Raw genomic sequence first — 10,745 nt, 5'->3', positions numbered from 1 at the left:
CGACTGCATCGAGCACGGCTTCCTGATGGACGACGAGGCCATTCAGGCGCTGGTCGACAATGACCGCTTCCTGGTGACCACCCGCCGGCTGGCCCAGGCCATGGACGTCTCCAAGGCGCCAAAAGTCCTGCAGGACAAGGCTGCCATCATGTTTCCGAAAGCGGAGACGTCGATCAAGGCGGCGTATGAGGCCGGCGTCAAGATCGCCGTCGGCACCGATGCCCCGGCCATCCCGCACGGGAAGAACGCCGACGAACTGGTCACCCTGGTGGAATGGGGCATGCCCCCCGCCGCGGTGCTGCGGTCGGCGACCATCATCGCCGCCGACTTGATCAACTCCACCGACCGGGGACGGCTGGCCGAAGGGTTGCTGGCCGATATCATCGCGGTGCCCGGCAACCCCCTCGAGGACATCACCGTTACACGGAATGTCACATTTGTAATGAAGGGCGGTAAGGTCTACAAGAATGAGTACGCCGATGGCTCCTAGCCGAACTGACGACCTGGTGGAAATCCAGCAGCTGCTGGCCAAATACGCGGTCACCATCACCCAGGGTGACATCGAGGGCCTGGTCAGCGTCTTCACTCCCGACGGCACCTACAGTGCCTTCGGTGAAACCTATGCGCTGGAACGATTTCCGGTCCTGGTCGACGCCGCCCCCAAGGGATTGTTCATGACGGGCACCGCACTGGTCGATCTCGTCGAGGGCAGCGACGACGCCACCGGCACCCAGCCGCTGTGCTTCATCGAGCACTCCGCTCATGACATGCGGATCGGGTACTACCGGGACACCTATGTGCGCACCGGGGACGGCTGGCGGCTGCGCACGCGTGCCATGACCTTCATCCGGCGCAACGGTGATCATGACCACGGCAAGCCGCATGCCATCGGACGGCCCACGGCATGAGCGAGCGCAGCGCGCGAATCACAAATCTGCAATGGCGCAGCCGAGCCTGCGAGGCGGCGGCATGAGCGAGCTCTACGATCCGGCGAGATTTCGCACGGCGCTTCAGGAATGGCTCGCCGAGCATGACCTGACGCCACCGGAAGACCATTCGCTCGAAGGCCACATGCGCCAGTTCGCCCGGGTGCAGAAGGCACTGTACGACGGCGGCTGGAGCCGGTACGGCTGGCCCGAACACGCCGGCGGCCTCGGGGGTCCGGCCATCCTGCGGGCGCTTGTCGGCGAGGAGATCGTGGGCCGCCGGCTTGCCGAGCCCGGCCCCTACTCGATGCTCGAGGTGCTGGCACCCACCATGATCGACTACGCCACACCGGAACTCGCCGCCGAGATGGTGCCCAAGCTGCTGTCCGGCGAGGAGCAGTGGTGCCAGGGATTCTCCGAACCCGGGTCGGGCAGCGATCTGGCGTCACTGACCACCAAGGCCGTGCAGAAGGGTGACCAGTGGGTCATCAACGGCCAGAAGGTGTGGACGAGTTTCGCGCAGTTCTCGCACCGCTGCATCCTGCTCACCCGCACCGGCGAGGGGCACGCAGGCATCACCGCGTTCTTCATCGACATGGACACGCCGGGGATCAGCGTGCGTCCGTTGCGCACCATGCACGGCGTCGACGAGTTCTGCGAGGTCTACTTCGATGATGTCGTCGTCGACGCGAGCCGCATGCTGGGCAAGCCCGGTGACGGCTGGCAGCTCGCCATGGACCTGTTGCCCTACGAGCGATCCACCTGCTTCTGGCAGCGCATCGCCTACCTCTACTCACGTTTCGACGCGCTGATCAATGATCTGAAGGAGATCGGGCAGTCCAGCCCGAAGGACATCGACGCGGATATGGGCGAGGCGTACCTGGCCCTGCACACCCTGCGGTGCCGGTCCCGTGCCACCCAGCACCGGCTGGGCGAGGGCGAGAAGCTCGGTCCGGACACCTCGATCGACAAGGTGCTGCTCGCGACCGCCGAGCAGCGCCTCTACGACACCGTGCACGACCTGCTGCCCGGTGTCATCGAACTCGATGACACCGAGTGGCGCACCGAATACCTGTACTCACGGTCGGCCACCATCTACGGGGGCACCGCCGAAGTGCAACGCAACATCATTGCCCGCCGCCTGCTCGATCTCGGGAAGGAGTGACGATGGATCGCGAGTCACTCGAGATGCTTGAGGCATCCTTGCGCAAGACCATGCTGTCGGCGTCGGGTCCGGATCTGGACGCGGCGCTGACCGAACTCGGCTGGGCCGAGATGCTGGCCGACGCGCCGGACCTGGCGATCCCGCTGGTGTTCCGGCTGCTCGGCGAAACGGGTTCGCACGCCTCGGTTCTCGTCGATGTCGTCCTGCATGCCACCGGCAACACCATCGGCGACACCGTGGAACTGCCGATCCCTTACGCGGGTAACGGCTGGGTGGTGTGGGACCGCATCAGTGCGGTCAGCGACGAGCCGACGATGGGCGGGCTCCCACTGCGCCGCGAGGAGGACGGTTACCCGATCCGGGTGACCGAGGCCCGCCGCGCGGTCAGCTGGTGGCTGATCGGATCAGCCCGGGCGATGCTCACACTGGCGCGCCAACACGCGCTGGACCGCGTTCAGTTCGGAAAGCCGATCGCATCATTTCAGGCAGTGCGGCATCGACTGGCCGACACCTTGGTGGCCATCGAGGGCGCCGAGGCGACACTGACCCTGCCGAGCGCGGACAACCCCGACCTGCTCGCCCTGCTGGCCAAGGCCGCCGCGGGCAGGGCCGCGCTGACTGCGGCCAAGCATTGCCAGCAGGTCCTCGGCGGTATCGGCTTCACCGAGGAGCACGAGTTGCAGCACCACGTGAAGCGGGCGCTGGTGCTCGACGGACTGCTGGGCAGTTCACGCGAACTCACCAAGAAAGCGGGTGCGGGATTGCGAGCCCGCGGCTCGGCGCCCCGACTCGCGCAGCTGTAACGCGAATTCACCGACGAAACTACGGTCATTGCTGGTTGAAGGCTGTTTTCCGGCAATCGCCGTAGTTTCGGCACGCCCTCATTCAGGGAAAGCCGGTTTTCCGGTAGGTCTTCTGAAAAGACGAAAATGAGAATAGTATTCTCGCCATGAGGAAGCTAGAGTCTCCGACACGTACGTCGCGAGGGGGTGGAGCACGGCAATGCCCAGGCATTCTCCGGTACAGTCCATTCATGTCCTTCCCAGTCGGCACGCAGCTGAGGCGCCGGTGACCACCGCAAGCGAAGAACCTGCCTGGAAGCAGCGCGCGGTCGAGCGCTCGATCAAAACCGCCAAACTGCGGGCCGCTCAGCGGGTTCAGCGATTCCTGGATGCCGCCCAGTCGATCATCATCGAGAAGGGCAGCACGGACTTCACCGTGCAAGAGGTCGTCGACCGCTCCCGCCAGTCACTGCGCAGCTTCTACCTGCAGTTCGACGGTAAACACGAGTTGCTGCTCGCACTCTTTGAAGACGCACTCAGCCGATCCGCGGACCAGATCCGGGCTGCCGTCGCCAGCCATACCGATCCGATCGAGCGGCTCAAGGTCGCCATCGAGCTCCTCTTCGAATCCTCCCGGCCCGACCCGACGGCGAAGCGTCCGCTGTTCACCGACTTCGCCCCCCGACTGCTGGTGTCGCACCCTTCCGAGGTCAAGGTGGCGCACGCCCCACTGGTGGTGCTGCTCACCGAACTCATGGAGGAAGCCGCCGAAGCGGGTCAGTTGCGACCCGGCCTCAATCCGCGCCGGATGGCCGCGATGACGATGCAGACCGTGATGTTCGTCGCACAGTCCAGCGGTAGCGAGGACGTCGCCGTCAAGCCGATCTCGGCGCAGGAAGTGTGGGACTTCGTCGCCCACGGCTTCACCACCGAAGACTGAGAATCCCGTTCTCGCGGGTGCGCCTCCCGCCCCGGCACGACGCCGGTGGTTCTTATCGCGCCCCGCTGCGAGCGCCCGCATCGATCCGACCCTTCGGTGCGCTCCGACACAAGGACACCCCGCCGCCCGGCCCGCTCTCCCGGCACCGGATTCTGCGCGACGCTCCGTGTCGAGAACCCAATTCTTCTAAGCGAAGAGTACAAATATCCCGATTTGAGTCTGTCATTGACACAGGTGCCACCCGGTGAAAGAGTGCTGAGCAAGTGCACAAAAAGTACTCCGAGGAATTGAGGACCACATGGCAGGGCGGGTAGAAGGCAAAGTCGCATTCGTCACCGGTGCGGCACGCGGGCAGGGCCGCAGCCACGCCGTTCGGCTGGCCGAAGAGGGCGCCGACATCATCGCGATCGATATCGCCGGACCGATCCGGCCCGGCGTCGAGACCGCCATTCCGGCCTCCACCCCCGACGATCTCGCCGAGACCGCCAACCTGGTGAAGGGCCTCAATCGCCGCATCGTCACCGCCGAGGTCGACGTCCGTGACGCCGCTGCACTCAAGGCGGCCGTCGACAGCGGTGTGGAGCAGCTCGGACGGCTGGACATCGTGGTGGCCAACGCCGGCATCGGCAACGGTGGCGACCCCCTGCACGAGACCAGTGAGCTCGACTGGGACGAGATGATCGACATCAACCTGTCCGGTGTGTGGAAGTCGGTGAAAGCCGCTGTGCCGCATATCATCAACGGCGGCCGAGGCGGCTCCATCATCCTGACCAGCTCGGTCGGCGGACTGAAGGCCTACCCACACTGCGGCAACTACGTGTCTGCCAAGCACGGTGTGGTGGGCCTGATGCGCGGTTTCGCCGTCGAACTCGGCCATCACAACATCCGCGCCAACACCGTGCATCCCACCCACGTCAACACCGACATGCTGCACAACGAAGGCACCTTCAAGATGTTCCGGCCGGACCTGGAAAACCCGGGCCCCGACGATATGGCGCCGATCTGCCAGATGTTCCACACGCTGCCGATCCCGTGGGTCAACGCCGTGGACATCAGCAATGCGGTGCTGTTTCTGGCCTCCGACGAGGCGCGTTACATCACCGGTGTCACGCTGCCGGTCGACGCCGGTAGCTGCCTGAAGTAACCGATGACCGACACCGTCCTGGTCACCGGGGCGTTCGGTCTCGTCGGGTCGGCGACAGTGCGCGCGCTGGCCGCCGCCGGCCACCGGGTGGTGGCCACCGACCTGGGAAACGATGCGAATAAGGTTAAGGCTCAAGCGCTTCCGAGCGGTGTGGAAGCGCGCTGGGCCGACCTGACCTCGACACCGGACGTACAGAGCCTGATCGCCGACGTCGCGCCGGATGCCATCGTGCACCTGGCCGCCGTCATTCCGCCGCCGATCTACCGCAACCCCGGTCTGGCCCGCAAGGTCAACGTGGACGCGACGAAGACACTCGTCGACACCGCGGCGGCCGCACCGAAGCCACCGCGATTCGTCCAGGCGTCCAGTAATGCCGTCTACGGATCCCGCAATCCGCACCGCAACCCGGACCCCGTCACCGCCGAGACACCCCCGCGGCCCACCGAATTGTACGGCGGACACAAACTGGAATCCGAAACCTACGTGCGGGGATCCAGCCTGGAATGGGTGGTGCTGCGACTCGGCGGCGTGATGAGCACCGACTTGAGTGCCCTGCCGTTCACCCTCGACGCGCTGTACTTCGAGAGTGCGCTGCCGGTCGACAACCGGATCCACATGGTCGATGTCCGCGATGTGGCAAGCGCTTTCGCCGCGGCCACCACCGCCGATGTCGCCGGAGAGATCCTCCTCATTGCCGGCGACGCGTCGCACCGCATGCTCCAGGGTGATGTCGGCCCGTCCCTGGCCGCCGCGCGCGGGCTGCCCGGAGTGATCCCGCCCGGACGGCCCGGCAATCCGGACAGTGACGACGACTGGTTCATCACCGACTGGATGGACACCACCCGCGCCCAGGAGGCGCTGCAGTTCCAGCACCACACCTGGCCGGACATGCTCGCCGAGATCAGCGCCCAAAGCGGCTGGAAACGCCACCCGTCCCGGCTGATCGCGCCGCTGGCCCGGTTGTTCGTGAAAAGGCAAGGCGCCTACCGCACATCGCCGGGCATATACGCCGATCCGTGGCGTGTGCTCAGCGCACGGCTGGGCGACACCGGACTGGACGCCGCACGGGCATGACGGCGCTGGTGATGGGGGCCAGTGGCTTCCTCGGGTCCCACGTGACCCGCCAGCTCGTCCAGCGTGGCGAGAACGTCCGGGTGCTGCTGCGGCGGTCCAGCGACACCCGCGGCATCGACGATCTCGAGGTGGACCGCCGCTACGGCGGTCTGTTCGATGACGAGGTCCTGCGCGAGGCGATGACGGGCTGCGATGCCGTCTACTACTGCGTCGTCGATGCCAGGATGTGGTTACGCGACCCGGCTGCCCTGTTCTCCACCAATGTCGACGGGCTACGCCACGTCCTCGACGCCGCACTGGCGGTCGGCATCGGCAAGTTCGTCTTCACCAGCACGGTGGGCACCCTGGCCGCGGCCGGAGAGCGACCGATCACCGAGAACGATGTGGCCGACTGGGACGGCGGCGGACCCTATATCGAATCACGCAGGGCCGCTGAAGCTCTGGTGCTGAGCTACGCGCGTGACCGCGGTCTGCCCGCCGTCGCGCTGTGCGTGTCCACCACCTACGGCCCCGGTGACTGGCAACCCACCCCGCACGGTGAGGCGTTGGCCATGGTCGGGGCCGGCCGCCTGCCGGTCTACTTCGGCTACTCGCTGGAGGTGGTGGGGATCGAGGACGCCGCCCGCGCCATGCTGCTGGCCGCCGAGCGTGGTCGCCCCGGTGAGCGCTACATCATCTCCGATCGCTTCATGAGCTCCCAGGACGTCCACCGGATCGCTGCCGAGGCCGCCGGTGTGCGCGTCCCGAAGATCGGCATCCCGCTGCCGGTGCTGTACGCCGGCGCCCGTCTCAACGATGTCGCGGCCGGCCTGCTGCGCCGAGACCTCAAATTCGCGACCGTGGGTATGCGGATCGTGGAGAACATGGGCCGCCTCGATCATTCCAAGGCGGTACGCGAATTGGGCTGGCAGCCTGAACCTGTGGAGGATTCGATCCGCCGCGCGGTCCGATTCTTCGCCGACCGACGTCCATGACCGGCTGGGTGACCGGCGATACGACCGGACTGGCGATTCCGGCCGACCCGGCCACCCTGCGCGCGGCGGGGCCCGAATTCCTGACGACGGCAATACGCCGGTTCGGCATTCTCGCTGCCGACAACAAGGTCAGTCGGGTACTCAGATTCGAGGAATGCGGCGGCGGCAGCACGGGCCGCAAAGCACTGCTCGACGTCGAGTACGAGCGGCCTCAGCCGGGATTGCGCACCGAACTCTTCGTGAAGTTCTCCCGCGATCTCGACAACCCGCGCCGTGACCGCGGAAAATCACAGATGGAGCTGGAGGTGGGCTTTGCGGCGCTGTCGGTGCGCACCGATCTCCCCGTCGCGGTGCCCGCGTGCGTCTTCGCCGACTATCACCGCGAATCCTGCACCGGGATCCTGGTCACCGAACGCATCGCGTACGGAACCGACTCAGTCGAACCGCATTACGACAAATGTCTCGACTACACCATGCCGAACGCGCTCGAACACTATGAGGCCCTGCTCGGCTCGGTCGCACGCCTGGCCGGGGTGCACCGGTCCGGCCGGCTGCCCGTGACGGTGGCTGAGCAGTTCCGATACGACGCCGACAAGGTGACCGTCGGAAAACGGGTCCGCCACTCGACAGCGGACCGCATCGAGCGCGTCCGTGCACTGACCGCATTCGGTTCCGCGCACCCAGGGCTGATGTCCGCACCGACGGCCGCGTTCACCGACCGCATGCTGGCCGATGTGGAGCGGATCGCGGCCGCCGAGGACGCCATCATGGCGTGGCTGCACGGGACCGGCGATCACATCGCCCTGTGCCACTGGAACGCCAATGTGGACAACGCGTGGTTCTGGCGCACCACCGAGGGGGCACTGCGCAACGGCCTGATGGACTGGGGCTGCGTCAGCATCATGAACGTCGCGATGGCACTGTGGGGTTCATTGTGCAGCGCCGAGACCGAAATGTGGGAGAAATACCTCGACCACCTGCTGACGCACTTTGCCACCGAGTACGCCGGCGCGGGCGGACCGGACCTCGATCCGGTGATCCTGCGGACCCAGCTGATGCTCTACGCCGCGGCGATGGGGGTGGCCTGGCTGCTCGACACCCCGGGATTTCTGGCCGCGGCGGTCCCCGACCTCGCCGAGATCGCCGACCGCCACGACCCGCGCATCAGCGGCGACGAATCGGTGCGGGCACCACTGCTGATGCTCAACAACATGCTGTACCTATGGGAGGCCGAGGATTTCGGCGCGCTGCTCGCCCGGCTGCCCTAACGAGCGGCCTTGCGCCCGATTTTCTCCCCGTCGCTTCGCCTGACACCGAGCTCGGTGCCGATCACGCCCTGCTCCTCCAGCTCGTCGATCTCCTCGCCGGTCAGGCCGAGCTGGGTGAGCAGTTCATGATTGTGCTCACCGAGCAGCGGCGCCGGCTCCCGATGGAAGAAGTCCGGGCCGTGCGACACCGACACCGGCAGCGTGCTGTGCGGTGCGGCGATGTTCACCGGATGCCCGACGTGCTCGAAGAAGCGCCGGTGCCGCAGCTGCGCCAGTTCGGTCTGTCGGTGCGGCTGCATCACCTTGGCCACCGGAACACCGGCCGGCCAGAGTGTTTCGATGATCTCGTCTCCGGCCCGGGCCTCGCACCAGGCCGCCAGCTCCTCGTCGATCCGATCGTGGTGTGCGCGGCGGCCGGCGGCGGTCGACAACTCGTCGGCCATCGCCCAGGCCGGTCGGCCCAGCGCGTCACCTAGCGCGCGCCACTGCGCGTCGGTCTCGACCGCGACGGCGACCCAGCTGTCGGCACGGTCGAATTCGTCGATATCGGCGCTGCGGTAGAGATTCTGCGGCGCGGCCGTGGGGCCCCGGTTACCGTCGCGCTGCAACAGCGCGCCGTACGCGGAATGTTCGATCACCTGCTCGGCGGCGATATTGAGCGCCGCGTCCACCATGGCCGCCTCGACCAGAACCGCCTCGCCGGTCCGGCGGCGGTGCTCCAGGGCCAGCAGCAGCGCATTCAGGGCGTGCACACCGGCATTCGGGTCACCGACCGAATAGGGCTCGAACGGGGTGCGGTCGGGGTAGCCGGTGAGCCAGCTCAGGCCCGACGCGTCCTCGATGATGTAGGCGAACGCCGGGTTGTCGCGCCACGGGCCGTCCAGCCCGAATCCGGGCATTCGCAGCATGATCACACCGTCGCGCAGCGTGCGCACCGTCTCGAAGTCGAGGCCGATCTGATCGATCACCCGCGGGGTGAAGTTCTCCACCACCACATCGCAGGTGGCGATCAGCCGTCGCAGCAGATCCCGGCCCTCCTCGGTCTGGAAGTCGAGGGTCAGGCCCTTCTTGTTGGTGTTGAGTGCGGAGAAGATCGGTGAGCGCTCCCACCACTGGTCCTCGCTGGCGGGGATGCCCGCGATCAACCGGGTACCGTCCGGGCGCGCCGTGGACTCCAGATGGATGACCTCGGCGCCGAGCATGCCGAGCACATGGGTGCACGACGGTCCCGCCCAGAAGGTGGTCATGTCCAGGATGCGGAGTCCGCTCAGCGGCAACCGGTTCCGGTCCAGCTCGCCGTCCGGGCCGGGGTGCGGCGGCAGGTCCAGGGCGGCCACCTCATCGGTGTGCTGACCCAGCGCGGGTGCCTCCGCCGGCGGACGCAGCTCGACGCCGCCGAGCCGGTACGGATGCGCGGGCTGCACGAACTGCCCGCCCGGGTGCTCCACGAAGGCACCGCGTTGCACGAAATGATCCATCTCGGTGACGTTCGCACCACTGCCCACCGGTGCATTCGGGATTCGGAACGCCGTGGCCAGATCCCGGAGCTCATCGGCCTGCTGTTCGCGCACCCAGGCGTACAGCTCCTCGGCGTGCAGGTTGGCCTGCTCGGTGATGGTCAGGGTGGTGTTCTCGTCGATCCACTCGTCGTGGCCGGACATGGCGCACAGGTCGTGCCACTGCTGGGCCGTCCCGCAACCCAGCGCCACCAGCCCGTCGGCGGCCTCGGCAACACCGGGCACGGTGGGCCGGCGCTCGGTGCGCCACGGATGGCCGAGCATCTCGAAATAGGTCACCGGATAGTAGGTGAGGCAGAGGATCTGGGCCTCCAGCGCGGAGAGGTCGATCAGCTCTCCGTAGCCGTCACGCAGGGCACGAACCCGGAACGCCTGGGTCATCGCCGCGGCGTAGGCGCCCGTCACCCACTCCCCGACCCGGCCACCGACGTGCGCGGGCGCCCGGTCCTGGGAGCCGCGCCCGATGCCGATCGCCCCACCGGACCAGGCCTGCAGGGTGAACTCGGTGGCCGGCCGGTCATGCCACGGACCGTCCAGCCCGAACGACGTGACGGCGGTGACGATCAGATGCGGGTGCCGCCGATGCAGATCCTGCGGTGAGATCAGTTCGGCAACAGCAGATCCCGGCGACCACACCACCGCATCGGCGGTGGCCAGCAACCGGTCCAGCAAGGTCGTGCCGGTGGCCGGGTGGACCACCACGCTCCGCTTGGCACCGGCCAGGAACTTGAACAGCGCACCGCTGTCCCCGGCGGGGATGGTGGCGCCCGAGGCCGACCAGCGCCGGAGTGGGTCGCCCTCCGGTGATTCCACCTTGATGACGTCGGCGCCGCCGTCGGCCAGGATCCTGGTGCAGTACGCACCGGCGATACCCGTGGACAGGTCGATGACGGTGTAACCAGTCAGTGGTGCAGTCATATCCATTCTTTCGCCGAAACTGTATTCCAGCAGGCCA

At 66.9% G+C, this 10,745-nt stretch carries 10 protein-coding genes; 9 read left to right on the top strand and 1 reads right to left on the bottom strand.

All coding sequences use genetic code 11. The features are described 5' to 3' along the window. From AC1DTF_RS25555 to AC1DTF_RS25515, 9 genes are all read left to right on the top strand, one after another. Positions 1 to 490, top strand: a 490-nt coding sequence (locus AC1DTF_RS25555; protein ID WP_477476103.1) for an amidohydrolase family protein, incomplete at its 5' end; no start/stop codon positions are given. Beyond that, positions 480 to 908, top strand: a complete 429-nt coding sequence (locus tag AC1DTF_RS25550; RefSeq protein ID WP_477476102.1) for a nuclear transport factor 2 family protein — start codon at positions 480 to 482, stop codon at positions 906 to 908. The genes AC1DTF_RS25555 and AC1DTF_RS25550, both read left to right, overlap by 11 nt. Positions 909 to 969: 61 nt before the next feature. Then, on the top strand, positions 970 to 2,091 hold the full coding sequence (locus AC1DTF_RS25545; RefSeq protein WP_477476101.1) for an acyl-CoA dehydrogenase family protein: 1,122 nt from the start codon (positions 970 to 972) through the stop codon (positions 2,089 to 2,091). A gap of 2 nt (positions 2,092 to 2,093) precedes the next feature. Beyond that, positions 2,094 to 2,894, top strand: a complete 801-nt coding sequence (locus AC1DTF_RS25540; protein ID WP_477476100.1) for an acyl-CoA dehydrogenase family protein — start codon at positions 2,094 to 2,096, stop codon at positions 2,892 to 2,894. A gap of 199 nt (positions 2,895 to 3,093) precedes the next feature. Further along, on the top strand, positions 3,094 to 3,813 hold the full coding sequence (locus AC1DTF_RS25535) for a TetR/AcrR family transcriptional regulator (RefSeq protein ID WP_477476099.1): 720 nt from the start codon (positions 3,094 to 3,096) through the stop codon (positions 3,811 to 3,813). A 298-nt stretch (positions 3,814 to 4,111) separates the two neighbouring features. Next, positions 4,112 to 4,957, top strand: coding sequence for a mycofactocin-coupled SDR family oxidoreductase (locus AC1DTF_RS25530; RefSeq protein WP_057167278.1), 846 nt, complete (start codon positions 4,112 to 4,114; stop codon positions 4,955 to 4,957). Between the two features lie 3 nt (positions 4,958 to 4,960). Next, positions 4,961 to 6,031: an NAD-dependent epimerase/dehydratase family protein gene (locus tag AC1DTF_RS25525; RefSeq protein WP_477476098.1), complete on the top strand. Its 1,071-nt coding sequence runs from the start codon at positions 4,961 to 4,963 to the stop codon at positions 6,029 to 6,031. Next, positions 6,028 to 7,005, top strand: coding sequence for an NAD-dependent epimerase/dehydratase family protein (locus AC1DTF_RS25520; RefSeq protein WP_477476097.1), 978 nt, complete (start codon positions 6,028 to 6,030; stop codon positions 7,003 to 7,005). The genes AC1DTF_RS25525 and AC1DTF_RS25520 overlap by 4 nt, the downstream gene beginning before the upstream one ends. Then, a complete protein-coding gene (locus AC1DTF_RS25515; protein ID WP_477476096.1) occupies positions 7,002 to 8,273 on the top strand; it encodes a hypothetical protein in 1,272 nt (423 codons plus the stop codon). Before AC1DTF_RS25520 ends, AC1DTF_RS25515 begins: the two co-directional genes overlap by 4 nt. On the opposite strand, the gene AC1DTF_RS25510 is transcribed toward AC1DTF_RS25515, so the two are convergent. Beyond that, positions 8,270 to 10,708, bottom strand: a complete 2,439-nt coding sequence (locus AC1DTF_RS25510) for a CaiB/BaiF CoA transferase family protein (RefSeq protein ID WP_477476095.1) — start codon at positions 10,706 to 10,708, stop codon at positions 8,270 to 8,272. The two genes, AC1DTF_RS25515 and AC1DTF_RS25510, sit on opposite strands and share 4 nt — an antisense overlap. Between the last annotated feature and the right edge of the window lie 37 nt (positions 10,709 to 10,745).

The organism is Mycobacterium sp. P4_H6 (assembly GCF_056400845.1).
This window is presented reverse-complemented; position numbering and strand designations above follow the sequence as displayed.

Coding starts and splice junctions, on each gene's coding strand:
- AC1DTF_RS25550 (WP_477476102.1), top strand. CDS start 480: ATGGCTCCTAGCCGAACTGACGACCTGGTGGAAATCCAGCAGCTGCTG.
- AC1DTF_RS25545 (WP_477476101.1), top strand. CDS start 970: ATGAGCGAGCTCTACGATCCGGCGAGATTTCGCACGGCGCTTCAGGAA.
- AC1DTF_RS25540 (WP_477476100.1), top strand. CDS start 2,094: ATGGATCGCGAGTCACTCGAGATGCTTGAGGCATCCTTGCGCAAGACC.
- AC1DTF_RS25535 (WP_477476099.1), top strand. CDS start 3,094: ATGCCCAGGCATTCTCCGGTACAGTCCATTCATGTCCTTCCCAGTCGG.
- AC1DTF_RS25530 (WP_057167278.1), top strand. CDS start 4,112: ATGGCAGGGCGGGTAGAAGGCAAAGTCGCATTCGTCACCGGTGCGGCA.
- AC1DTF_RS25525 (WP_477476098.1), top strand. CDS start 4,961: ATGACCGACACCGTCCTGGTCACCGGGGCGTTCGGTCTCGTCGGGTCG.
- AC1DTF_RS25520 (WP_477476097.1), top strand. CDS start 6,028: ATGACGGCGCTGGTGATGGGGGCCAGTGGCTTCCTCGGGTCCCACGTG.
- AC1DTF_RS25515 (WP_477476096.1), top strand. CDS start 7,002: ATGACCGGCTGGGTGACCGGCGATACGACCGGACTGGCGATTCCGGCC.
- AC1DTF_RS25510 (WP_477476095.1), bottom strand. CDS start 10,708: ATGACTGCACCACTGACTGGTTACACCGTCATCGACCTGTCCACGGGT.